The sequence below is a fragment of the Alkalihalobacillus pseudalcaliphilus genome (genome assembly GCF_028610675.1).
Lineage (GTDB): Bacteria > Bacillota > Bacilli > Bacillales > Bacillaceae_D > Alkalihalobacillus > Alkalihalobacillus pseudalcaliphilus.
On record NZ_JAQQWS010000001.1, the window covers coordinates 856,914 to 881,656 of the forward strand.

The following is a 24,743-nucleotide window of genomic DNA, read 5'->3' on the forward strand; positions in this document are numbered from 1 at the left end:
GAAAATTGAAATGACCTGACAGACGATAGAGAGAAAGATAGCATTTTATGGTGAGGTTAAACTCTTTTGTTTACCATTCCTTTTCATTCCACTCACCCACCTGTTGTCGATAAAGCTGTTTATTCACTAATTTCACTCCAACGGTGAACACACTAATTGGATTACAGTTCTTTATCTAACGATTCGAATTCCGATTCACACCTGGTTCTCATTCTATTTTAGTACGCAAATAAAAAAGCCCATCCTATAGGCTTTTTATAGCTTCAAGAATGGGCTTTTTATATGATATTATCCATATATAAAACGGGCACCTGCAATGCCAGGGTTTGTCATTTCTTTTGGATCTAAAATTTCATTAAGTTCTTCTTCTGAAAGGATGCCACGTTCTAAGCAAATCTCACGGACCGAACGATTCGTTTCAATGGCTTCTTTCGCTACTCTTGAGGCTACCTCATAACCAACATGCGGGTTAATAGCCGTAATGATTCCGACACTCTTTTCAACCATTTCACGACAATGCTCAATGTTTGCTGTAATTCCTTCGATAGCATATTTCCGGAAAACATCCATCCCGTTTTGTAAGATTGAGAATGACTGGAGTAAATTAAAGACTAACACAGGCTCCATAACATTCAATTCAAGTTGCCCTGCTTCTGAAGCTAAGCTTATCGTATGATCATTACCGATCACTTGGAATGAGATCTGGTTGATGACCTCACACATAACAGGATTAACCTTACCAGGCATTATTGATGATCCTGGCTGTCTGGCTGGTAGATTAATTTCGTTTAGTCCTGTACGTGGACCAGAGCTCATTAAACGTAAATCATTCGCGATCTTTGATAAGTTAATCGCAGTAATTTTTAATGCACTTGAAAGCTCCGTATAGGCGTCTGTATTTTGGGTAGCATCGACTAAATCTTCAGCTGTTTTTAAAGGGTACCCAGTAATTTCAGCTAAATACTTTGATACCTTTTCAATATACTCTGGCTTCGCATTTAATCCAGTACCAACCGCAGTTGCTCCCATGTTAATTTCAAATAAATGATTTACTGAACGCTCAATCCGTTTTAAATCACGTGTTAATACGCGACGATAAGCCCCGAATTCTTGTCCTAAACGAATAGGCACAGCATCCTGTAGATGGGTTCTTCCCATTTTAAGCACATCATCAAATTCTTCTTCTTTTAATTTAACGGCATCTATTAAAGCCTTTAATGTTTCAATAAGTCCTTTTGATAAATTTAAACAAGCAATATGAATAGCAGTAGGGAATGCATCATTGGTTGATTGGGCCATGTTTACATGCGTATTAGGGCTTACCCGCACATATTCCCCTTTAGCTCCGCCCAATTCTTCAATCGCTCGGTTAGCAATGACTTCATTTGCATTCATATTAAACGAAGTACCTGCTCCCCCTTGAATTGAATCTACGATAAAATGCTCGGAAAGCTTTCCAGCGATTACATCATCTGCTGCTTTAATGATGGCAGCGGCTATTTTCTTTTGTAAGACACCTACATCACGATTAGCCATCGCAGCAGCTTTTTTTACATAACCAAAAGCCTTAATAAGTTCCTCATGTGGCGGGTATCCAGTAATCGGAAAATTTTCCCTCGCACGCATCGTTTGGATTCCATAATAGGCTTCCTTTGGAACTTGCTTTTCTCCAAGTAAATCTCGTTCAATTCGATATTCAGTCATTCGATTTATTCTCCTTCACCAGGGTCAATTTCTTTACTTTGCTATTTTAAAATAATAATTATAGATTGTCCGTATTTATTATACCGTATGTTGGGTAAAATTAGATGGTGCACTTATCTTCGCAATCCACGCAGCACCAATTACACCAGCATCATTCCCTAAAGTGGCAACTTCAAATTCCGTTGATGTTGCAATTCTCCCAATCGCAAAACGTCTGAATTGTTCTTTTAATGGTAAAAGTAACGTTTCACCTGCTTTGGAAACACCTCCACCAATGACAATCTTTTTAGGGTTTAAAGAACTCGTTAAATTAGCAATCACTAGTCCTAAATGAAAACTTACTTTTTCAACCACTTGTTGAGCATACTCATCTCCAGCTTCTGCCGCTTCAAATACATCCTTTGAGCTAATAGATCCTTCCTTAATTAATGTTGCTTGGAGACGACTTTCAGGGTGGTAAAGTAAACCTGTTTCTGCAATACGTTTAATTCCTGTTGCAGAAGCAATTGTTTCAATACAACCTGTTTTCCCGCAATTACAAGGGGCACCATTTTCCGCAACAGCTGTAATATGGCCAATTTCACCGGCCATTCCATTAATTCCATGCACAATTTGGCCATTACTAATAATGCCTCCACCAACACCGGTTCCGAGTGTCACACATAACAAATCAGAGGCACCATCACCTGCCCCTTTCCACATTTCGCCTAATGCAGCTACATTGGCATCATTATCTATCGTTACAGGAAGACCTGTCACTTTCTCTAACTGATCTTTAAGGGCAAAATCCTTCCAACCGATGTTAACGGATTCATAAATAAAACCTGCATCCATTTCAATAAATCCTGGTGCTCCTACACCAATTGCCATTAATTTCTCATTCGTTTCATTTAACTTTTTTAATTTTTCTTGTATAGCTTTTGCAATTTCATTCGGAATAAGTATTCCGCTTTCTTCTGTGTTTGTTGGTATTTCCCATTTCGTTACGATTTCGCCCTCTAATGTAATAAAGGCGAGTTTAATTGTTGTTCCGCCGATATCTGCTCCGACAAGCCAAGAATTAGTCATTTAACCAATCCACCTTTTATCATTTCTTTTCATTGAGTAAACTTAACTCTTTACGTAATATTAGTATAGCTTGTTGAAAAGTTAACGTATCAATCATACCCCAACTATGTAATTCGTGCACTTCTTTTTCCATGAGCTGGAGGTCCATTTTTCTATCTCTTGTATAAATAAAAATCCCAAACTTTTTTAATAACTGTAATAAATCGTAAAACGTTTTCAACAAAGCTCACCTCATCGCTATTATAACAGGCAAGTGGATGGACGAAAAGGTTTCTATCTTAATTCATCTTATTAATTTGATGATTAAAACAGTTTAATGATGGTGAAGACAAATAGCCATACACAGGGTGCATAAACGACATAAGGGAAATGCCAAAACTTTTGCTTGACTTGCCATTGTACAAAAATGCCAATAAATAATGAGAGTGTAAAAATAATACTTGCAAACAAAGTGAAAAACGCTCTTAAATCAAAAATTCCCCATTCGAATCCCATAAAGAAGAATAAGCATAACAATATATTTAAGCCCATTTTTTGACCAAACATAAATCCAAGATTTGGGTGAAATGTTTTTACGGCTGCCCATATAAATAGAAAGGCAAAAATGCATATAATAAACTCAGCAAACCAAAATCCTATTAAAAAAGATGGAAACAACAAGCCAACGACCATACCAATAAATCCTACTATTAAAAAAGCAAAAGCGATTAATCCAAATAAAAATAAGGAAGGTGGATTTTTTCCAACTGCCAATAAACCACCGATTGTAACACCTACAACAAACACGAAAAATAGGACTGTGAAGGCCACCATCGTTTATCATCTCCTTGTGATGTTTATCTTAGCTGTGTGTTGAGACTAGTTTCACGAGACAGACACATGTTTTTTGGTTTCTTATGTTATGATATGTGGGAATAAGTAAAAAAAGGACAAGAAAATGCACAATTAGAATTTAGGGGGCATACAAATGAACCATAAAATTCAAGAGAAGATGGACTATGCACTAAGAGGAACGCCACAAGTGAAAATCGAGGAAAGAAACTTATTTTTGACAACGATTGCGGAAAGAATCTTTTATGCTTTGACTTTATCACAAGTTAGGACTTCAGCTATCTATCGTGAGGTTATCGATAAAATGGATAAGGAACAAGATGTTCAGTTGTTTATTAACGGAAACTTGTCCTATTCCGACTATGCCAAGTATGTACAAGCTGCCAATTCTAAGGGGGTGCGTTTCACCATCACGAACCCTCAACATGAGACTCCTTTTGGTCTTGTTTTAGCAACAGAAAGGCGCGCTATTGACCTAGATAATATATTTATTGAAGATGAATTATATGAGTACGATATGGGAGAATGACGGAAAGACAGTTACGGCACATTAACTAGGCGGACATTAGTTTAAGGATTAGGAAAAAGCTTGGCATGCAGCCAAGCTTTTTATATGAAAGTTACCTAATGCTAGTATGCGGAGTTCTACTCATCGCTACCGAAAATTCTGCTCTGCGTCCTGCGGGGTGGCACTGAGCTAATCGGCTACGCCGCTGGATCTCAGCTCTACCACTACGTCCCGCGGGAGTCTCCGCATATTTTCGTCCGCTGGGTTACTGGAAATTCTCAAGTTCAAACAACAATCCAAGATCATTCATTTAAATTGAGAAAGATCAAAACCGAATTGTACCAAGAACTGAGTTGTAAAGGGCTTATCGCCACTTTCATTCTTGTTGGTGGCGGAGCTGTTTTTGGCTCCGCCATGTGGGCTTTATATGAAAGTTACTTATGGCCGATAGTTTGTGCCGCGAAGTTAGCTCGTCATCCATCTCGCGATCAATGACCTTAGTAGGACAGTGCTCCCTGATTATTCAGACCGACTCCTGATGGTGATCGAGTTGTAAACGGGCCAACACGTTTGCTCGGGCTTTCTACCTCTTTTTCAGCTCGCAACCTCGCGATTCGGCGTTTGCTTGAGCTTTCTACCTCTTTTTCAGCTCGCAACCCCGCGATTCGGCGTTTGCTCGGGCTTTCTACCTCTTTTTCAGCTCGCAACCCCGCGATTCGGCGTTAGCGGTCTGGATCTTTAGGATGGATAGCTGTTGGCCTACGATTCTTTAATGGCATTGGAGCTCTCAAAATAACATCTCGTAGTGCACGCATGTTAAATGGAATAAGCGGCCAAAAATAAGGTGTATCGAACTTCTCAATACGAACTAGCATGAAAATCCATAAAGTCGTACCTACTAAGAAGCCTCCCAAGCCAAAGAAAGCGGTCAGAACTAATAAAGCAACTCGGATCGAGCGGTTTGCTAAGCTTAATTCATAACTTGGAGTTGCAAAAGATCCTACAACTGCGACGGCTAAATATAAAACCACTTCAGGGGAAAATAATCCCACTTCGATGGCAACCTCACCAATTAAAAGAGCTGCGACAAGACCAAGAGCGGTTGCTAAAGCATTGGGCGTATGAATAGACGCCATCCTCAGCATCTCAATTCCTACTTCTGCCGCTAAAAATTGAGCAAACAATGGCACCGTACCTTCCTCTTCTGAACCCACAAATGAAATAACCTCAGGCACAAATTGTTGATGCTCTGCTAATAAAAACCATAGAGGCATTAAAAAAATAGAAGCCCAAACTGCCACAAAACGAACAAGCCTAAGACCAGCACCAATGATTGGCTTTTGCCGATACTCCTCAGCATGTTGTAAATGATGCCAAAAAGTCGTCGGTGCTACCATTGCACTCGGAGAGCCATCTACTAAAATAACCACATGTCCTTCAAATAATTGGGTCGCCGCAACATCTGGCCTTTCCGTATAACGGACGAGTGGATATGGCTGATAATGATGACCAAAAACAAATTCTTCAATTGTTTTATCTGCCATCGGCAAACCATCTGTATCAATTTTTTGAATCGACGCTTTCATTTCTTCAATCATTTTATTGTCTGCAATATCACCAATATAACAAAGGGTAATATCCGTTTTAGACCGTCGACCTACTTGTACATACTCAACCCGAAAGGTCCGATCACGAACTCGCCTTCTAATAAGAGCAGCGTTCATAACTAAGGTTTCAACAAAACCATCTTTTGAACCACGAATAACTTGCTCTGTATCTGGTTCTTCTGGTCCACGAACTGGATATTCTCTCGTATCAATGATAATCACTTCGGTTATCCCTTCTACGAGTAAAGCTGTTGGTCCAGATAGAACTTGATCGACCACTTCATCTAAATCTTTTTCTGTATCTATCTCAATGTATGGAATCCTACTTTGTGTAAGAGCTCGTAACGGGTCATCACGTAATTCTTTTTCCGTTGTTCGGGCCAGCATTTCTTGTATTTCTGTTAGAGCGGTATCCTTGGCAAAACCATCGACAACAAAAAAGGCCATTCTAAGATCGGCATGCTCCATCTCCAAACAGATCATGTCCATGCTTTCGTCTGTACCTAACTCTTTTTTTAGATATTCAAGATTTTCTTGATAACTAGCAGTTATTTTTCTTTTCATTTCACACACCCCCGCATCAATAACAATCGGCTCTAATTTACTTCTACCGGTATATAGTTAGACAAGCCCACATATATATGTGGCAATAAAGCCAGAATTGGAGGTCATCATGAAACGAATAGCTCCTATTCCTCTCGTTATATTTCTTATCATTAGCATGAGCATTTTTCTTTATTTTTATTTCTATCAAACAAGCACTAAAGAAACGCTCACCTTTTTCCCGCCCGATCCAGACCGTTCATTTATTGAAGCACTGACTCAACTAGAGCTCAAAAGTGCGACAAATGAAAAAGGGTACGAACTCGCTTGGTTATCAAAATCCATGCTCGATCAAGAAGCCTATCTACGTCAGGATGTATCACTGCTTTACAAAGACGGTTATCTAATCGAGATTTTATCGAATTGGAAAGAGAATACAGATGCCCTTCTTCAGAGTAAAAATATAGTGGGGAACGAAAGTGGGCTTTATGAAGCAATAACCTTCCATTATGCTGAAATTCATCATCAAAACGAAGATATTAAAAGTGCACAAGCATTAACCAATGATTGGTTATATGTCATTGATTCACCTTTAGAAAAAGTGCATAGCTTTAAAGAACCACAATCTTTAGCGGAGAAAGAAAACAAAAGAACGATAGATTATATTGTGAACCAAAAACAAGAATATGAACTGACCCAGCTCCTAAAAACGTTTCAATTAAATCAAGAAGATTATGTAACTTCATCTGTTACTGATTTAGAATCCACATTAGCTTCCATCCCGCAACTCAGCAAAGAAAAAACCACCGCAATCATGGGTGGTTTGTGGGAAGGGTTATATAGAGAATATGTGCACGGCATTCGTCTCAACAATGGACAGGTTATTTCTGCACAAGGCAGCACAATGCCAACTATTCTTTTTCCAAAGGATATCAGCCAAGGGGAGCTATTTGTTGTATTCAAAACCAAATCAGGAGAGCCAATTGTTTTAAAACAAACATTTTGAACTACTACGTATTAAGGAGAAACTTAAATAGGCCCTTAACTAAACATCAATTCTCTAAATACTCGAGCCTTTCTTGATAGGAGGGCTCTGCTTCTAGGTCAATCGCTTGTTTCACATACCTAATAGCGAGTTCTATTTCGCCTCGTTGCTCTGCTAAAAGCGATAGATTAAAATAAGCAGGATGTAATTGTGGATTTCGCTCAACTGCCTGCTCAAACAATTCCCTCGCCTCTTCATATTTTTCATCATTCGCTTTTAAATAACCTAAATAAAAATACACTTCACCAAGTTCTGAGCCATTCAAATAAGGCCTTTCTAAGTGTGGGAATGCTTTCTCATAATCTTCCTCTTCTATATACAAATAAGCGATTTGAGTTTCTAATAAATCTAATTCGGATCGATCTAAATACGCTTCAATGAATAGGAAATGAGCGACAAAAGCTAATAGGATTATGGCAACAGATACAAGCTGCTTCATACTTCTTTTTTCTTTTGGTAATTGACTAGCTGCTGCTGCAACAAAGCCACCAATTAATCCGCCAATATGAGCACCATTGTCTACGAAAGGGGCTACGAAGCCAAATACCAAGTTAATCGCTAAGACGACAAATACATTCATACCCATCGTTCTCAAAAAGAGTCTTTTGTTTTTTAAGCCGAAGTAAAGAAGAGCACCAAATAAACCAAAAATGGCTCCTGAAGCTCCTGCACCAATGGATAAATTAGTCCACATGCTCACGATTGATCCCGTAATACCCGCAACAACATATATCCCAAAAAAACGTAATGAACCATACATACGCTCAACAAGTGTGCCAAGAAAATAAAGAGCCAAGCTGTTCATCATTAGATGAAGAAATCCAATGTGAATAAACATCGTCGTCACTAAACGCCACCACTCACCATCAAGTAGCAGTGGTGTATATTTTGCCCCTACTTCAATTAACGTCAATAGCGATTCACTCTCACCATAATATTCAATAAGTAAAAAGGCTAAAATATTGATAGCAAGTATGATATACGTGAATATTGGTTTCCCATAGGAAAAAGAATCTTTTTCAGCCTTTGCTATTTTTTGGGCAAGCAGCCTTACTTCATACTTGTAGGCGACCATTTTTGCATCAAGCTGTATGGGCTCCAAACTCTTGTCTACATGCAACGGCTGCTTCCACATCTGCATTTGTTCTAATTTCTCTGATAGTTCAAGCTGACCTTCACTATTTTCTAGAAAGACGAAGTGATTTCTCACCATTGTTGACTTACCCACGGCTATTGGATGCTCAAGCTTACTCCAATCATCAACAGGTGGTCTAAGACAAAAGTAGATATTCTCAACTTGTAGCTCTTTTATTCTTCGTTGCTTTCGAATGAAATCCAAATTTTGAGCCGCTGCGCTAGCATTCTCTCTAAATCGATTCGTCCAATCTGAATCCTTACGTACCAGTCTTAAGAGTTTTACAGGCTTTATCGAGTCATCCTCCAACCAAATTTCATCATCACGATGATAGATGGGAACGTAATTCCTCTCCATGACAAGCTCATGAATCACCTTCCAGAAAAGATAATCATGTCTAATTGCTTCCAAACAACATCAACCTTTCTTTCTAAACCATTTACTTAAACTATTCAATTCTTGCACTTCAATAACACGCTCATTAGCAACCATACTACGATCTCCCTGCTCGTTTTTCCAATTAAAATAAACCGCCGTCCAGCCAGCTCTTACAGCACCCATAACATCATGAGACCATGAATCTCCAATATGGTATTTTTTCGTATGTATCTCGCCTGAGCGTTGATTGGCACATTGTAGAAAGATAGCTTGTTCTGGCTTTGCACTGGCTACCTCTTCTGAGATAAATATCTTTTCTTTTAAAAAATAATTCTGTAGCCCTAGACAACGTAGCTTTTCGTATTGTGTATCACTAGGACCGTTTGAAATAATAGCCAGCTCCACGTTTTTTGCATGTAGCTGTGATAAGAGCTTTTTCACACTAGGAAACGGCTTTATTACCTGATAAAAAGCTTGTACATATACGTCATGAAACAGCTGTCCTTCCCCTATTTTCACCTCATACCCTAGCTTTTTCATCGTTTCAGTAAATCTTAATTCTCTAAATGTATGTATGTCCATTTCCTTCGCTTCAAACCTTGGCCATAGCCTTTGATTGCAGTCTTGAAATACCTTAAACCAAGTTGAAAAAGTTACGTTCCGACCTTCCTTCTTCACCAGTTGTTGAAAAGCAACATCCATAGCTTGTTGAAATGTATCCTTAAAATTATATAATGTATCATCTATATCGAAACTAACAAGCATGCTCCTCAGCTCCTCTCCTTTCTATTATAACAGGTGCTTAGCAATCATAAAATCATCAACAGAGTAGATGACTATCACGCGCTTAAAATCATTGTTCATTTCAAAAAAAAGACTCAACAATCTATTAAACAGATTGTTGAGTCAGTGCTCTTACACGCGTTCCATACTCTTGGAAGGTGTAGAAAAAATAGAGGCGACCATCTTTTCACGAAAAAATGGCATTTGCATTACCCACGCAACGGCTATTCTTCTTAGCCAACGCCTTTTCAAAATTAAATTGATGATTCGATAACGATTTTTATAACCTACATAAATAGCAACCATACTAATGAAAAAAGAAATAACAGAACGTTCCATCCTATCCCCTCCTTATAGGGCATAGTTTTTGAGTAAGGTTATTTTTTATACGTCAAATTCAAAAACTTAATCCGCACTTCTATTTTCACTCTTTGCTATCCCCCAACCTAAATAGCCAAAAACGACCGTTAAAATTGGTGATATAAACAGAAAGATCGCATACGGGATATATTCGATAACAGATACTCCAAGAACACTTGTGAAGAATGCTCCACTTACTCCCCATGGAATAAGTGGGTTCACTAATGTACCGGCATCCTCAATCGTTCTAGATAAATTCTTCACATGTATTTGCTGCTTTTCATAGAGCTTCGGAAACATTTGCCCAGGTATTAAGATACTCAAGTATTGTTCACCTGTAAGAGTATTGACAGCAATTGAAGTTGCAGCAGTTGCAGCAATCAAATCACCAGTCCTTTTTAGGCGTTTAAGAGCCGACTCAATTAACGTTTCAAGCACACCCAATTTTTGCACGACGCCACCGAATGCTAAAGCAATCATAATTAAAGATATTGCCCACATCATTGACTGAAGTCCGCCACGATTCACAATCGTTGCAATCGTATCGTTTGTAATAGGAGCATGAAATCCATGCTGCAATGTCTCCATCCACAATTTTGGCTCATATACACCTTGAATCGTTATAGCAACAAGTAAACCTGTTATTAATCCTACAAGTAAAGCTAGCAAAGTTGGTTTTCTTCTAATCGCAAATATAATTACAAAGGCAGGTGACAATAACGTCCAAAAACTAATCGTAAAGGATTGCTCAAGGCTATCGATTAAAATGTTAATGTCCGCCATAGTACTTGGCTCCACATTTGAACCGATAATGATAAAAAACACGATCGATATCATTAATGCTGGGATCATCGTCCAACTGAGATGCTTAATATGTTCAAATATATCCACCCCTGAAATTCCACTTGCAAAGTTTGTCGTATCAGATAATGGTGACATTTTATCTCCAAAGCAGGCCCCTGAAATAACAGCACCCGCAACTAAAGCAGGGTGAATACCTAATGCCGTTCCAATTCCAAACATCGCAATACCAATTGTGCCAATAGTCGTAAAAGAACTCCCCGTAAAGGTAGAGACAATTATACAAATAAATAACGCACTTAGCGCAAACCATTGTGGCGATATGACATGTAAGCCGTAATAGATTAAAGTCGGGATCGTCCCACTCATCATCCAGACAGCAATTAACATACCAACTATCGCTAATATTAATAAAGGTTTAATCGCTAATTTAATGCCATCTACCATCCCCTCTTCAAGCTCATTCCAAGAAAATTTATTTATTAGGCCAATTAATAACAACACAAGCAAACTAATTAATAGTGGAAAATGCGGTTCCACTTGTAAAACAAACATACTATACATCATAATACCTAAAAGTAACATGATGAAAAATAGTAGTTGTATTATTGGTATCTGCCTTCTACTCATTCCTTATTCTCCCCTCACATGATCAGATCCGCTTTATCACTTTTATGCTTTTGTGCTTTTTTGCATTAAAGCACTCGAAGTAATAAAAATTATCATAACGGACATATCTATATGCGTCAATTCATTTTCAAATAGTCGTAATTATTAATTTTGTATGAAAGCTACTTATGGGCAATAGTTTGTGCCGTGAAGTTAGCTCGTCATCCATCTCGCGTTCAAGGACCTTAGTAGGACAGCGCTTTCGAGCTCCTTCCTAAAAAGAGGCGGGGTTACAGCAAAATATGAGAATCCTCAAAATCACTTTGATTTTATTCTTTTTCATTTTAAAAGAATAGTGTTGGATTGTTTTTTTGAACTAAAGAATTACTGTAACCTAGTGAACGAAAACATGCGGAGGCTCCCGTGGGACATAGTGGCAGAGCTGAGTTCCAGCGGCTTAGCCAATTAGCTCAGCGACACGCGATTGTCAAGGAGCATGATTTTCGGTAGCGATAATTAGAGCTCCGCATTTGAGTATTAGCCTTAACTTTCATACAAAAAAGACTAGCCGCAACAGCTAATCTCCAATGTATTTACTATATAAACTCTTCGCACGATTCAAATCTTCTGTGCCTTGAACAAGTACACGGCCATCTGGGAAAATAACCAACCTTTCCCCTTCATCCAAAGCAACTTGTAATAAGAACGGTGTCTCTTTTACTTTGGCGACAGAGGATAAACGCATGACCCAATCCTTTAAAATCATCGGATGTGGACGTTTGATTTGGACCGTCTCCCGCCCACATAAAGTCGTCACTAATTGCTCATTCTCTGTATGTAATGCAGGGAACTCTCCGTCCTGGCAAACTGGGCACGTCGATTTTTTTTGCGACAATTTCATTTCGTATTGATGATTATTCCAAAGGTCAAATGTTTTGAGCGTTGGTCTAAGCTTATCAGAAGCACCAACTAAATATTTCAAGCCTTCCACCACCTGGTAGGAAGCAACAATATCAACAACTGGACTAATGACTCCAATAGTATCACACGTCTGACCGTTGCCCTCTCCTGGTTGAATAAAACAGCGTAGGCAAGGTGTCATGCTTGGAATAAAGAGGGCTGACATCCCACGCGAGCTTACTGCCCCTCCATAGGCGAAGGGAATTCCTTTTTTGAAACAACAATCATTGATTAAAAATCTAGTCGAGAAATTATCTGTTCCATCAAAGACGAGATCGATATCTTCTGTTAATGATTCAATATTTGTCACATTAACATCTTCAACGATCGCTTCTATATCAACATCTGAATTTATCTTTTCTAATTTATATTTGGCAGCAATCGCTTTCGGTGTAGCTTTTGCGACATCCTCTTCATCAAAAAGCATTTGTCGTTGCAAATTACTTTTTTCGACATAATCACGATCAACGATTCGCACAAAGCCGACACCAGAACGAACTAAGTGATTAGCTAAAACCGTACCTAGTGCTCCGACACCAACAATTAACACACGAGCTTGTAATAGTTTTTCCTGCCCTCGCTCTCCAATTCCAGGAAATAACATTTGTCTAGAATAACGTTCATATAACTCTTTCATCCATACTCCCCTTCCTTACTCAACTAGTTTAACGAAAGATGCCATAAAGCGCAAAGAAGAACAGCGGAGCTACGACTGTACACAACAGATTCACCGACTCATTATTAAATATGCGATATCCACGATCTTTGATTGTTACATTTCCACAGTGCTCTATTTTCTCTGTAACGGTTTGACAATCTTGACAACGGTATTTCACTTGCACTGTAGCTCCAACATACGTGTCTACTAAATTCCCGATAAAGCCAGCTAACACCATCCCCAAAAATAAGGATAAAGAATATGTTGCTCCCTCTATGACATAAGCTAAACCAACAATGAAAAAGCTCCCCATTAAGGCAGCTATCGTTCCAAGTAAAGATACTGCCCCTGAAGTCCCGGTTTTAACCCGTTGGAAACGGATAACATCTATTGGTTTTCCTCGGCTTAAACGACCGAGCTCAGAAGCCCATGTATCTGAGGTTGCAGCAGCTAAAGCCACAACAAATCCCAAAAAGAATAACTTCTCACCAGTAACTCCTGATAAAACAGCTAAAATAGCGGCAACACCGCCATTCGCTAAAACTTGCGAACCATCTCTCGCTCCATCTTTTAAATCAATATCGTTTTCTTTTTTACTCTTTAATAACATGCTCCATACGACGGAACTGATGAAAAAGCCTGCCAGTAAAAGCAAACCAGGCAAACCAGTACCATAAGCGATTGATACACCAACTAAAATGGCACAAAGAGCACCAGACAGGCTAAGCTTTCTCAGCCAATAGGAAAGAGCTGCTAAAAAAAAGACACCGATCGATTCAAGGATCATGTATAAATCACTTCTTTTTCAGTAATAACAATATCCACCATTTGATCATGCTCCTCAGTGGGAATCGATGTTAACACTTGAAATGAAAAAGCTAATGCGACTTTTACGAAGTTCTCATTTTCTAAAAACCGATCATAAAAGCCGCCTCCATAGCCTAGTCGTGCCCCTAATCGATTAAATGCCAATCCAGGCACAACGACCAAGTCAATTTGTTCTTTTGATACCTTCCATTTGTCTTCATTTTTTGGTTCTTTTAAGCCCCATTTTGTTTCTTCTAATTGCTCAAAAGTTTGTACTTGAAAAAAAGTTAACCGTTTCGTCTTAAAATCACTTCTTGGCAAAACAACGACTTTACCTAGCTCCCAGCATTTCTTGATTAGCTCATATGTATCAACTTCATTTTGTATAGAGACGGTTAAAGCAATTGTTCTCGCTTCCTTAAAAGCTTCAATAGAAAAAAAAAGCTCTTGAATTTGATGTGAATATTGATGATACAACTCTGAGTATAAAGCCAACCTTTTCTCCTTAACCTCTTCACGCATCGTTATTTTATTCATCATCAACCTCCCATTTCCAACATATTATCATGAAACTTGTCCTAGAATAATAAAATTCATCCGTTGATTTCTATTGAAAATGCCCCCACGTTATTATAACATGGGGGCATCCATACCAACTCTCTTATCGAAATAAAATAAGCAGGCTGGAAACCAACTGCTTATTTTGTTTCACGGTGAAGCGTATGACGTTTTAATCTTGGGCTGTATTTCTTTAATTCAATACGCTCAGGATTCGTACGTTTATTTTTAGTTGTAATATAATTACGATCGCCTGTCTCAGTGCAAGCAAGAGTGACTTGTACACGCATCTGTTATCCCTCCAAACTGTGCTTACTTCATACTTTTCTATATTAGCAAAACTGATTAAGACGATCAAGTATTTTTTCTTTACAGCTTATAACTATTCGTAAAAAAATGATGACTTATTTCTTCTCTACCTCTTTAGCCTCGATGTTTTTTAATAAATCTGAATCTTTCAGACTCATTTAAGACGGTGTTTTCACAATATCTCCTTTACTCCGAAGCACGGACTCAGATATAATTTGGTTGGCCAACACTTTCTTCGATGGCCAAATCTTCACCTTTGCTTGGATATGGACATGCTCAAGGATAGTCGTGTTTGAACCAATAATCGCTTGTTCATTGGCTTGAACGTATGGTGCTATCTTTACGTGGTCACAAACTGTTAACCCTTTTAATTCACTAGCTTCACCAATAGATGTTTGCTCCCACAATACCGACTGTTGGAGCGTCGCATACTTATCTATCAAAGACTGGGAACCAATAATTGAGTAGGGACCTATTTTTGCTCCTTTCCTAATACGAACGCCTGCCCCGATCGAAACGGGCCCTGTAATCTCCGCTCCGTCTTCAATAATCGCATGCCCATCCATCCAAATGTTCGGAGCAAATTCGTCACCTGCTAATGAAGCTACTACTTTCCCATCTAATAGATCAAATTGGGCTTGACGATACTGTTGAATATTGCCAATATCTGACCAGTATCCATCAGCTTGAAAACCAAACAATCCGACATTCTCTTCTAATAGCCTCGGAAATACTTCTTTACTAAAATCAACCATTTTCTCAGCCTCAATATAGCCGAATACTTTTGGATCCATTACATAAATCCCCGTATTCACCGTATGACTAAACACCTGATCCCAGCTTGGCTTTTCATAAAAGCGCACGATTTTCTTTTGTTCATCTGTCGTGATGACACCAAATTCAGTCGGGTCATCCACATGCTTCATAAATATCGTAACTAAACTCCCTCTCTGATAATGAAAGGAAATTCCCTCATATAGATTAAGATCGGTTAAAGCATCTCCACTTACTACAACAAATGGTTCATCTAAAAAGTCTTCTGCTTGTTTTACACTTCCTGCGGTCCCTAAAGGTGTCGTTTCTTCAAAATAGGTTAAGCTCACGCCAAACTTTGAACCATCTCCAAAATAGTTCTTAATGACATCTGGCAAATACTGAACGGTTACGGCTATGTCGGTAATCCCATGTTCACGTAACCACTCGATACTATATTGCATAACAGGTTTTTGGACGAGTGGAACCATCGGTTTTGGACGATTACATGTTAATGGTCTTAATCTTGTTCCTTTTCCTCCAGCCATAATGACACCTTTCACAATACCGCCTCCTTTTTAATGTAGAACCTTAATCTGTTTAGACAAACACTGATTGATTTCAAGCATCGTTTGAGAAGCAATTTTTTCCCATTGGTAGTTCGTTTGAACATCTAAATATCCTGCACGTGCCAACTCAGCACGCTTAATAGGGTGATAGTAAAGAGTCAATATCTGATCAACTAAACTATCAACATGTCCTGGTATCATCTTCAGACCGTTGACGCCGTGTTTAATAATATCGGCTAAACCTCCCGTATCAGAAACAATCGTAGGCTTTTCTGCCGCCATGCCTTCTAATGCTACAATGCCAAACGGTTCGTAAAGGCTTGGAAAAACAACGACGTCAGACTCGGTTAACCAGGCATTTCTTTCATCATCTGAAATAAAGCCAATAAACTCGACGACGCCACCCATCCCACGTGCATGCACAAGCTCACGATACTGATTTAACATAGGCCCTTTACCAGCAATGACAAAACGAACATCCATCCCACGTCCTCTTAATCTTTCGGCAACATAAATGAGCGTCTCAAAACCTTTCTCCTTCACTACTCGACCTACTGAAAAAATCGTAAATCTCTGATCCTTATTGACCATATTGTTTGCATGTTGTTTCACTTGTGTAATTTCGACACCATTAGGGATCATGGCTAGTTTATCTTCTGGAATGGAGAAAACCGTTTGGAGTTCATGTTTCATATATTGGCTGCATACAATGATGCGGTCTGCCTCATACATTAATTCCCATTCTTTTTGGTTAATCTCAAATTGTAATTCGTTATGGATTCCATGGTTTCGTCCGTGTTCAGTGGCATGAATCGTTACTAATAATGGCCGCTTTAATATTTGCTTTAATGCTTTGCCGGCGACACTTACTAACCAATCATGACCATGTATGATATCAAAAGAAATACGTCTTGATAATTGAGTGGCCATTTGAGTCATCGCGATATTTAAACTTCCTACCCAGTCAAAAAATGAATGCGTCTTAGGTTGTAATCCTTTCACACGAAAAACATGAACACCCTTATTTTCTTCGTAACTTGGGTACCCTTCTATATGAGAAGTAATTACATAAATATGGTGTCCGCTCTTCACTAATGCTTTGGATAAATCAAACACATGACGTGCAAGACCACCGACCATCATAGGCGGAAATTCCCAACTTAACATTAAAATCGTCTTTGAATCTCTAGCAATTAGCGGTGCGTCTTTCGTTTGAATATAGTTATCATGATCGGTTAAAAAAAGAGACTCATCGACATCTTTTAAGAAAGGGAAATCAGCCTCTAATTGGCTCATCTCCACTTCTGTTAATTGCTCAGTTTCTAGTAATTCTTTAATGTAATAGAATCTTTGGTAATGACTTTTAAAGCGCTCATAGGCATATTGAGCAGCACTTTGCCCATCCATAATAAATGCCCAATCACTACTAACAGCTAGCATCCATTCCCGGACCATTTGCTTTTGTGCCCTTATGTTTATATCTATTTGCCTTGAGATTTGAGCTAATGTCTGGGTTAAATCTCTCTCCATCTGATGATAATGTCGATATAAAAAAGCATTACGTTCGTTTAACCAAACGTCACCATATCCATCTCTTCCCCACGTAGAAAAACTAATATGAGAAGTCGTAAAATCACGATAATGGCGATGCATATATTCCTCCGGTGTAGTAAAATAGACTCTCCCCTTCGCTTTTGTTAATAAAGCGCTAATCCATTCTGGACCTTCAAACCACCAATGTCCAAATAATTCTGCATCAAATGGTGCAACCATATGATATGGAGGATACGATTGTTCACCATATTTATTGACTTCATTTTCAATCTCATTGAGGTAATCTTCAACATGACTTTGAACCTTACCTACAGCCCATTCTCGTTGATAAGTTGCTTTATCATCTGTTTGACCAGTAATTCTTTTATACTTTAATCCCGTATCTATACGTATACCTTCGGGGTGCATATATTTACGAATATATGTCCATTCACGGTCATGTCCGATATCTCGATAAAATTCTCGATAATCAACATCACCAGGATATCCAGAAGTGGAACTCCATACTTTAGCTGATAACGTAGAATGCCTCGGAAATAATATTAAACCGTGTGGAGAATAGATAGGTGCTCCACTTTGTTTTTCTGGATAAGGGTCTGCCGCAAGCAATGTATGCTCATCGACAAATGTATAACGAATTCCCTCCTGGACAAGAATTCGATCTATACCTTGTACAAGTGCACATTCAGGTAACCAAAACCCAAGTGGCGACTCCCCAAAATGCTTTTTAAAACAAGCGATCCCTTCTCGAATTTGACTACGAATTGCTTGTTCTGTTTGTACATATGGTAAAAATGCATGTGTTGCCGCAGATGTCATTAGTGTTATGAGTTTTCGTTCTTTTAATTTGTAAAATCTATTCAGAATATTACGTCCACAAGATTCATACGTACCCCTGATTCGTTCGTATCGCTTCTTATAAAAAGATATGAGCTTCTTTTCCTCGACGTCATGCTGAGTTTCTGATTCTTTACTTAACAGGTCTTCTGTTAACTTCAAATAACGTTCATAACGTTCCTGGAGCATAGGATCCGCGAGCATTTCCATTAATGGTGGCGTGAAAGAAATCGTCAGCGACTCTTCGAATTCTGCTTCCTCAATCGCCCAAATTAAAGGGATATAAGTTTCCGTAATAGCTTCAAACAACCACCGTTCTTCTAAGCGATTCTCTTCTTGGTGACGAACATACGGGAGATGTGCATGGAGAACAAGAGAAAAATATCCTTCCTTCATTTCATTTCAACTCCTATTTCAACGATTCATAATATGAATAAGTACTAAAATGCTCTAACCATTCTGGTTCCGTACTTTCTCCTTTTTGCCATTTCATTACGGCTTGTTGATGTAACCCTACCTCACCTTGTTTATAACGTGGTGTATCAATTGGATTTGAACGAACGAGGCTGAAAAATTGATGATTCTCATTACATATACCGATATCAACGATATACGTTCGATTGGGCTTTAAGTTTGTAAGCATCCAATTGTTTGTCATCTCAGGTAATGAAATGCACTGGGACTGATGAGCATTATGTCCATCAAAATGAATGGCTGTAACATCATATACAACGAGACTCTTGTCAAAGTCAGCCCACTCCTTACGAAATAAATGTTCGGCCATCTTCTCCGTTGACTCTTGAATATCCCACATGCAATGAATTCGAGATGGGTCTACCGGTAATAATTGAACAGAATCAACATTATAACGAAGAGCTGGATGGTGGACACTTTTTCTTTCATACTGCTCTTGCTCATTAAACGACTTCGTACTTTTTAAATCTTGGTTTTCTGCGTTTGCTTGAGCCTTATATTTTTGATAGCGATATTGTACTTTACCAACAGTCGTATTTAAGTGCTCAGCAATTCGTTTAAATGAGTATCCCTTTGCTCGTAAATCTACGATTTGATCGATCAATTTTTTCACCTCCTTAAAAGAATAAAAGTATAATGCTATCTATAACCAATTACATTTACTTCTCTGATATGTGATGATTATTTTGGGCTAAGTCTCTGTTGCTTGCTTGAGGGTTTTAAAACGTTTATGTATCATGGAGGTTAATCTCTAGTTTGTTATATGAGGGTAGACTTGACTGATTAAAGATATACACATGGTCATTTTTTATAATTCCTTACTTAGAACTTAAATGAGATACTCTACTTTCGATACATTTATCATACATACCATCACAAACACAGACAAGTGAAGAAACATGTCGAAAACAATAATAACCCCTATAAATCAATAGTTACAAAATTAATAAAAATATTTCGACAATTTATTTTATCATATTTTGTCAGTTTATAGCCATGTTTCATTACATATTAACGTATATTTATGTAAGATTTTATCTCATACTTCAAACACCTTCAAAGTAAGCGATTACATTTAAATTCTTATATTTTTTGTTCGACTATGTTAAAATTAAAAAGGTTTTATTAAAAGTATGGAATTACACCTAAAAGTTCCGATATCATAGTAGAGATAAGTTTAACTTGTAGAAAGGTTGATTTAAATGGAATGGGTCTTCAGCTCGTTGCTCGTTTTAGCGATATTATTAATGATTTTATCTTTTTATCAAAAGGATCAAACCGAACAACTTCATAAAGAACTAGATGAACTGATCATTACATCAAAAAAGGAATTATATTTACTAAACAAAAGAATCCAACATTTAGAAACGGAAAAGGAACAAAGCCAGGACAAACCCAAGCGGGGCAGTGTTCGTGACCGATTAATAGAAGATGTGTTAACCCTCCAAGAACAAGGTTTAACAGTGGAAGAAATTGCGGTACAAATGAAGCTAACTGAAAATGAAGTCATTAGCATTCTTCATACAAAATACAAAAAAGCCTAACAAAAAGCACCTGTTTCACAGGTGCTTTTTCCATTTATTCATCGGTTCCTATTTTCGCAGGTCCATTTCGTTTTTCTTTTAAATCAAAATAACTATTTACAATATCTGCACCAATTTGTTGACTCATATTATACGAGTTTGTTTCTCTTACATAAGGAGCCACTATCGCAAAAGCTATTTCTGGGTTGTCAGCTGGTGCATAACCAACAAAAGTTTGATTATTAGCTTCACGCATAGTACCTTCATTATCAAAATAAAATGCTTGTGCTGTTCCTGTTTTTCCAGCAGCTCTAATATCATGCATTAAATTACCTCTAAAAACGTTTCTTGCCGTACCACGATTACCATGTACCACTTGTTCCATAGCTTTTTGCATATCAGTAATCATACTATCATCCATATCTACTCTGTTTAAGATATTCATCTCATTCTTTTTCACAATTGGGCCTAGTTCAAGCTTATTTGAAGATGGTTGTCTAATTTCAGATACCATGAGTGGTTGAACACGATAACCACCGTTAGCAATCGTTGAGACATATTGAACCATTTGTAATGGGGTATAATTATCATATTGGCCAAAAGTATTGTGTAATAATGAACCACCTTGTGTCATATCACCTATCAATCCGTTATTGACTTGATTTTCGGGTAAATCTATTCCGGTATCTACACCTAGACCAAATTGACTATAATAATACCTTAAAGTATCTAATGCTGAGTGAAAATTATTCATAATGATACGATTCCCATTTTGATAATAATTCCCAAGCCTCAGACCAATTTCTGCCATATAAATATTAGAAGAGCGTTCTATTGCGGTAACATAGTTAATGTTTCCCATAGGATTAACTGAACTAAATGTTTCATCCCCTATTCTAATGGGTCGATCGTTAATTATCGTCTGACGTTGTACTACTCCTGTTTCAAAACCAGCTAAAACCGTAGCTGGCTTTACTGTAGAACCCATTACATACATATTAGATATAGGTCCATGATTGGCAAATGTAGGACCATTTCCTCCTACATTATCTTCATAACCTCCCATTGCTAGAACTTCACCTGTAAACGGATCCATTACTATTGCATAAGCCGTTTTATGATATCGATATTCAGCTGCTCCAGCCTTAACATGTTTTTCGAGGCTGTCTTCGAGTAACTGCTGATATTCCATATCAAGTGACAAAACTAAATCATTACCTCTTTGTCCTAATCGTTCTACCGTTTCACTTTCGGTTAAATTACCTGTAGTTGTTGTATAATTTTCAACTAACGCCTTTTCACCACGTAGAGCCTCTTCATATTCTCTTTCTAAATAACTTGTCCCCACCTGATCAGATCGAGAATATCCTTTAGCTAAATAGCTATTTATCGCTTCACGTGGAATCGAACTTATTCTACCAAAAACATAATTATTTCCATATGGGTAAGCTCGTTCAGAATCTCGAATGATATCAATATTGGGTAATTCATCCAATCTCTCACTAATTATATGTGCTTCTTCTTCTGTTATATCGACCTTAATTCTCTGTGGTGTATTGGCATACCCTGCAGACATTTCTTGAAAGATCGCAATTACTTCGAGCTCCCGCTCTGAAAACGCTTCTAATCTTTCAGCTGGAATTGCATTAATTTGAGTACGATAAAGTTCTCCTGCTGACATGTCCTCTGTTTCAATGTCTTCTGTTAAAGCTTTAATATCATCAGCATTCATTTGCTGGAGAAGATATTCTCTCATAGTGAAATCACGTACATTCTCAGTATCAATTTTAACGAATTCACGTAATTTCCATGCTAATTTTAACATTTCAGTTGCGCTTGTTTGTTGTGAAGGGTTCGTGTATGTAAGTGATAAGACTAATTCGTTATCAACCACGATGTGACCGTAACGATCGTACATCAACCCTCGGGGGGCATCAATTCTAGCTGTTGAAGCACTTGTTCGTTCTAATTCTTTTTTGTACTCTTCACCTTGTACTATTTGTACATATCCTAATCGTAATATTAAGATTGAAAATAGGATAAAAACCGCAAAGAACAAGATATTTAATCGAAAAGGGATTTGTCTTTTTTTCTTTGTTTTTTCTTTTGGACTCACCCGTTCTCACCTCGCCTTTATTTAATATTTTGTATGTAATAAGTTATCTAAACCTCATGTGCGGAGCATTAAACACCGCTACCGACAATCATGATCCGAGACAATCGCATGACACTATGTCCCACTGGCATTTCTTCCGCTAGGTGTCTACTAATACTTTAATTCAAAACTCAACAAATAAAAAAGGACTAAATTAAAGTGATTAATACGTGAGAGTGATTATGTATACATAAGAACAGACACCTAAATGTCAGGTGCCTGGATTGTTTGTAAGTCGTAAAACCCGCGAATGCCGTTGCTACAGTTGTTTCATGAACCTACACTCGTAGGTGGGTGCCCGCAGAAGATCCTTCAACGTCCAAATATATTGGCATGTTGGCAGACATTCAATTTGAGGCTCCCTTTATGAAAACAAGGTTCGAAACAAATAGAAGCTGACTAACACAGCAGGCTTTTCATTTACTTGTACAATTATTATAACATAACTTTAAAGGCTGTCAAAAAAAATAGCGATAGCCTTTTTGACAATGTTGTTTCAATTTTTCTTAAAAGGTTGTTCCCCCAGTACTACCATTTTCGCCATTACGTTGCGTTGAAAATGGCACACCCTTTCCTCCTTCTGGTCCTGAAAACCTAACTTTACGGACAAACCAATAAATACATGTGTGTCCTGCTCCGAGGAATAATAACAAGATCGGAATGCCGGTTTTTTCTGGAAAGAAACTAATGGTAGCTATAAAGGCTAAGACCGAAATAATCCTTCCACTATTTAAGAATACTTCTCTAACTACAATGTATTCTATCCTCATTTCCTTTGCGTTTTTGGCTTTCCCAATTACATCGTATGTTAATGATAAATAAGGTACTAGTAACATGGGATATGCGAGTGAAATGATAACTCCATATGTAATTAGTTTTGGAAAGGATAATTGAAATAGTATGAGAAAAATGGCCCCATATAAAATTAAACCGCCAATTAAAATAGCCTTTTTGCGATAAGCAGGTTTGATTAATCTAGTTGCTAAGTAATAAGCTACAAACTGGACAGAAGATGCTACTAAGCCATATGTTCCAAGTGCTAATTCACTCTGTGTAACGATATACACCCACACAGTGATCACAAACATAAATGTCCCTTCACGTAACCCTTGGAAAAAGTGTGCATAAAGAATTTGAGCCCAATTTTTATTATGTTTTCTTTCTTGTAAAATTTCTTTAAAGTAATAACGCCCTTCTGCTGACCTCCTTTGTAAAAGGAAACTAAGGAGTACAGACACAACGAACAACCCTAAAGAAATCGAGAAAATGACAGTATACCCTGTAAAAGAACTCATTTTTGTAATAATTAAACCTGAAACAATCGGTCCAATCATTCCTGCAAAAGATGTTAATAACCCTAAAAAGCCATTAAAAAAATCTCTCGTATCAGGTTCAGTGATTTCAAAAGTTAAAACATTAAACGCTAACCAATAAAATCCATATCCGATACCAATTAATGCTCCCAATAAAAGGATATAACGGTTTGCTTGTTCTCCTAGTAATAATACGGTCGTAAAAAATATCGCCAGAAATATAACACCTAATCTTAGGACGATAATTCGGTCAATTTTTTTCGCCCACCTTCCGGCGAGGATGAACGTTATCGGCTGAAAGACAACTGAAGCTAGGTTATACAAGGCTAAATCAATAAATTCACCTGATTGCTTCCAGAGGTAGACGTTCACAAACGTGTTCGATAATGCGATACTTAAGGCATAAAGCCCTCCTATAAAGAGTAAGAGCGCTAAATCCTTTGTCACTTCAATGTTACCAATCATTTTTGTAAGGATTGCTTTTCTCAAAGACAACACCACCCTACTCATAGTGTGTCATTTGATTCTGACGATATTCTTTCAGATGAAAGTTGCTTCATTTTTCCTTTTATATGAATTAGTGCGAACATGGATCGTTGCTCGTCGCTACCGAAAATCATGATTCGAGACAATCGCGCGGTGGTGAGTTAATCGGCTTCGCCACTGGATCTAAGGTCTATTCTTCCGCTAGGTTAAGCCAACAGTTAAAAGCCAGAGCCTTCCACGATTTTTCTTCACTTACTCCTTCAATCCTCTTGAGTAACTGCCCATATAGAGTGCCATACTCCTATCTTTTCAATTACCTAACGAACTGTTTAAATTGCCAATTAGGTAATTAGTACATATCGCTTTAACTTCTTTACTCACTACTAACTGCTCTCGTCCCCAGAAAATATCCTAA

The 24,743-nt window shown here is 37.9% G+C and carries 22 protein-coding genes and 1 other RNA gene; 4 read left to right on the top strand and 19 right to left on the bottom strand.

The features are described 5' to 3' along the window. Positions 1-288 precede the first annotated feature (288 nt). The 4 genes from aspA to PQ479_RS04190 all read right to left on the bottom strand — a co-directional run bounded on the left by aspA (position 289) and on the right by PQ479_RS04190 (position 3,585). Positions 289-1,704, bottom strand: coding sequence for an aspartate ammonia-lyase (gene aspA / locus PQ479_RS04175; RefSeq protein ID WP_047988881.1), 1,416 nt, complete (start codon positions 1,702-1,704; stop codon positions 289-291). A gap of 78 nt (positions 1,705-1,782) precedes the next feature. Continuing rightward, on the bottom strand, positions 1,783-2,772 hold the full coding sequence (locus PQ479_RS04180; RefSeq protein WP_047988880.1) for an ROK family glucokinase: 990 nt from the start codon (positions 2,770-2,772) through the stop codon (positions 1,783-1,785). A gap of 19 nt (positions 2,773-2,791) precedes the next feature. Beyond that, positions 2,792-2,992 carry a YqgQ family protein gene (locus PQ479_RS04185; protein WP_047988879.1) on the bottom strand — a complete coding sequence of 67 codons (201 nt, stop codon included), beginning with the start codon at positions 2,990-2,992 and terminating at the stop codon, positions 2,792-2,794. An 83-nt stretch (positions 2,993-3,075) separates the two neighbouring features. Then, on the bottom strand, positions 3,076-3,585 hold the full coding sequence (locus PQ479_RS04190) for a hypothetical protein (RefSeq protein ID WP_047988878.1): 510 nt from the start codon (positions 3,583-3,585) through the stop codon (positions 3,076-3,078). Positions 3,586-3,739: 154 nt separating this feature from the next. Between PQ479_RS04190 and PQ479_RS04195 the strand changes: the two genes are divergently transcribed. Then, positions 3,740-4,132, top strand: coding sequence for a YueI family protein (locus tag PQ479_RS04195; RefSeq protein WP_047988877.1), 393 nt, complete (start codon positions 3,740-3,742; stop codon positions 4,130-4,132). A gap of 549 nt (positions 4,133-4,681) precedes the next feature. Next, a complete protein-coding gene (locus PQ479_RS04200; RefSeq protein WP_273716777.1) occupies positions 4,682-4,837 on the top strand; it encodes a hypothetical protein in 156 nt (51 codons plus the stop codon). Here PQ479_RS04200 and PQ479_RS04205 read toward each other — a convergent pair. After that, on the bottom strand, positions 4,834-6,282 hold the full coding sequence (locus PQ479_RS04205) for a spore germination protein (RefSeq protein WP_273716779.1): 1,449 nt from the start codon (positions 6,280-6,282) through the stop codon (positions 4,834-4,836). The two genes, PQ479_RS04200 and PQ479_RS04205, sit on opposite strands and share 4 nt — an antisense overlap. A 109-nt stretch (positions 6,283-6,391) precedes the next feature. Between PQ479_RS04205 and PQ479_RS04210 the strand changes: the two genes are divergently transcribed. Further along, a complete protein-coding gene (locus PQ479_RS04210; RefSeq protein ID WP_053070406.1) occupies positions 6,392-7,267 on the top strand; it encodes a hypothetical protein in 876 nt (291 codons plus the stop codon). A 46-nt stretch (positions 7,268-7,313) separates the two neighbouring features. Here PQ479_RS04210 and PQ479_RS04215 read toward each other — a convergent pair whose 3' ends face one another. The 11 genes from PQ479_RS04215 to PQ479_RS04265 form a co-directional block, all read right to left on the bottom strand. Beyond that, a complete protein-coding gene (locus tag PQ479_RS04215; protein ID WP_053070405.1) occupies positions 7,314-8,852 on the bottom strand; it encodes a rhomboid family intramembrane serine protease in 1,539 nt (512 codons plus the stop codon). Between the two features lie 6 nt (positions 8,853-8,858). Beyond that, positions 8,859-9,584 carry an HAD family hydrolase gene (locus PQ479_RS04220; RefSeq protein WP_053070404.1) on the bottom strand — a complete coding sequence of 242 codons (726 nt, stop codon included), beginning with the start codon at positions 9,582-9,584 and terminating at the stop codon, positions 8,859-8,861. A 150-nt stretch (positions 9,585-9,734) separates the two neighbouring features. After that, entirely contained in the window at positions 9,735-9,941 is a 207-nt protein-coding gene (locus PQ479_RS04225) for a hypothetical protein (protein WP_047988874.1), read from the bottom strand. A 66-nt stretch (positions 9,942-10,007) separates the two neighbouring features. Beyond that, positions 10,008-11,393, bottom strand: a complete 1,386-nt coding sequence (gene nhaC, locus PQ479_RS04230; protein ID WP_047988873.1) for a Na+/H+ antiporter NhaC — start codon at positions 11,391-11,393, stop codon at positions 10,008-10,010. 556 nt (positions 11,394-11,949) lie between these two features. After that, positions 11,950-12,969, bottom strand: coding sequence for a ThiF family adenylyltransferase (locus PQ479_RS04235; RefSeq protein WP_047988872.1), 1,020 nt, complete (start codon positions 12,967-12,969; stop codon positions 11,950-11,952). Positions 12,970-12,997: 28 nt separating this feature from the next. After that, complete coding sequence (locus tag PQ479_RS04240; RefSeq protein ID WP_053070403.1) at positions 12,998-13,777, bottom strand: DUF92 domain-containing protein; 780 nt, start codon at positions 13,775-13,777, stop codon at positions 12,998-13,000. Continuing rightward, positions 13,774-14,334 (bottom strand): 5-formyltetrahydrofolate cyclo-ligase, encoded by a 561-nt coding sequence (locus PQ479_RS04245; protein WP_053070402.1) that lies wholly within the window; start codon positions 14,332-14,334, stop codon positions 13,774-13,776. Before PQ479_RS04245 ends, PQ479_RS04240 begins: the two co-directional genes overlap by 4 nt. Before the next feature lie 161 nt (positions 14,335-14,495). Continuing rightward, a complete protein-coding gene (rpmG, locus tag PQ479_RS04250; protein ID WP_003323811.1) occupies positions 14,496-14,645 on the bottom strand; it encodes a 50S ribosomal protein L33 in 150 nt (49 codons plus the stop codon). 177 nt (positions 14,646-14,822) lie between these two features. Then, positions 14,823-15,980, bottom strand: a complete 1,158-nt coding sequence (locus PQ479_RS04255; protein WP_083991242.1) for a nucleotidyltransferase family protein — start codon at positions 15,978-15,980, stop codon at positions 14,823-14,825. A gap of 15 nt (positions 15,981-15,995) precedes the next feature. After that, a complete protein-coding gene (locus PQ479_RS04260; RefSeq protein ID WP_047988870.1) occupies positions 15,996-18,773 on the bottom strand; it encodes a 1,4-alpha-glucan branching protein domain-containing protein in 2,778 nt (925 codons plus the stop codon). A 13-nt stretch (positions 18,774-18,786) separates the two neighbouring features. After that, positions 18,787-19,464 carry a DUF4912 domain-containing protein gene (locus tag PQ479_RS04265; protein WP_273716780.1) on the bottom strand — a complete coding sequence of 226 codons (678 nt, stop codon included), beginning with the start codon at positions 19,462-19,464 and terminating at the stop codon, positions 18,787-18,789. Between the two features lie 589 nt (positions 19,465-20,053). Between PQ479_RS04265 and PQ479_RS04270 the strand changes: the two genes are divergently transcribed. Then, positions 20,054-20,395, top strand: coding sequence for a hypothetical protein (locus PQ479_RS04270; protein ID WP_047988868.1), 342 nt, complete (start codon positions 20,054-20,056; stop codon positions 20,393-20,395). A 34-nt stretch (positions 20,396-20,429) separates the two neighbouring features. Here PQ479_RS04270 and PQ479_RS04275 read toward each other — a convergent pair whose 3' ends face one another. The 3 genes from PQ479_RS04275 to PQ479_RS04285 form a co-directional block, all read right to left on the bottom strand. Then, positions 20,430-22,490, bottom strand: coding sequence for a penicillin-binding transpeptidase domain-containing protein (locus PQ479_RS04275; RefSeq protein WP_047988867.1), 2,061 nt, complete (start codon positions 22,488-22,490; stop codon positions 20,430-20,432). A gap of 276 nt (positions 22,491-22,766) precedes the next feature. Continuing rightward, positions 22,767-22,946, bottom strand: a non-coding RNA gene (gene ssrS / locus PQ479_RS04280) — 6S RNA. An 89-nt stretch (positions 22,947-23,035) separates the two neighbouring features. After that, the gene (locus tag PQ479_RS04285; RefSeq protein ID WP_273716855.1) at positions 23,036-24,307 is read right to left on the bottom strand and encodes an MFS transporter; all 1,272 of its coding nucleotides are present in this window, start codon (positions 24,305-24,307) and stop codon (positions 23,036-23,038) included. Positions 24,308-24,743 lie beyond the last annotated feature (436 nt).

What these genes read in the sequence shown, in the direction of transcription:
- aspA (WP_047988881.1), bottom strand. Translation starts at nt 1,704, where the DNA reads ATGACTGAATATCGAATTGAACGAGATTTACTTGGAGAAAAGCAAGTT.
- PQ479_RS04180 (WP_047988880.1), bottom strand. Translation starts at nt 2,772, where the DNA reads ATGACTAATTCTTGGCTTGTCGGAGCAGATATCGGCGGAACAACAATT.
- PQ479_RS04190 (WP_047988878.1), bottom strand. Translation starts at nt 3,585, where the DNA reads ATGGTGGCCTTCACAGTCCTATTTTTCGTGTTTGTTGTAGGTGTTACA.
- PQ479_RS04195 (WP_047988877.1), top strand. Translation starts at nt 3,740, where the DNA reads ATGAACCATAAAATTCAAGAGAAGATGGACTATGCACTAAGAGGAACG.
- PQ479_RS04205 (WP_273716779.1), bottom strand. Translation starts at nt 6,282, where the DNA reads ATGAAAAGAAAAATAACTGCTAGTTATCAAGAAAATCTTGAATATCTA.
- PQ479_RS04210 (WP_053070406.1), top strand. Translation starts at nt 6,392, where the DNA reads ATGAAACGAATAGCTCCTATTCCTCTCGTTATATTTCTTATCATTAGC.
- PQ479_RS04220 (WP_053070404.1), bottom strand. Translation starts at nt 9,584, where the DNA reads ATGCTTGTTAGTTTCGATATAGATGATACATTATATAATTTTAAGGAT.
- PQ479_RS04225 (WP_047988874.1), bottom strand. Translation starts at nt 9,941, where the DNA reads ATGGAACGTTCTGTTATTTCTTTTTTCATTAGTATGGTTGCTATTTAT.
- nhaC (WP_047988873.1), bottom strand. Translation starts at nt 11,393, where the DNA reads ATGAGTAGAAGGCAGATACCAATAATACAACTACTATTTTTCATCATG.
- PQ479_RS04235 (WP_047988872.1), bottom strand. Translation starts at nt 12,969, where the DNA reads ATGAAAGAGTTATATGAACGTTATTCTAGACAAATGTTATTTCCTGGA.
- PQ479_RS04240 (WP_053070403.1), bottom strand. Translation starts at nt 13,777, where the DNA reads ATGATCCTTGAATCGATCGGTGTCTTTTTTTTAGCAGCTCTTTCCTAT.
- PQ479_RS04245 (WP_053070402.1), bottom strand. Translation starts at nt 14,334, where the DNA reads ATGAATAAAATAACGATGCGTGAAGAGGTTAAGGAGAAAAGGTTGGCT.
- rpmG (WP_003323811.1), bottom strand. Translation starts at nt 14,645, where the DNA reads ATGCGTGTACAAGTCACTCTTGCTTGCACTGAGACAGGCGATCGTAAT.
- PQ479_RS04260 (WP_047988870.1), bottom strand. Translation starts at nt 18,773, where the DNA reads ATGAAGGAAGGATATTTTTCTCTTGTTCTCCATGCACATCTCCCGTAT.
- PQ479_RS04270 (WP_047988868.1), top strand. Translation starts at nt 20,054, where the DNA reads ATGGAATGGGTCTTCAGCTCGTTGCTCGTTTTAGCGATATTATTAATG.
- PQ479_RS04285 (WP_273716855.1), bottom strand. Translation starts at nt 24,307, where the DNA reads ATGATTGGTAACATTGAAGTGACAAAGGATTTAGCGCTCTTACTCTTT.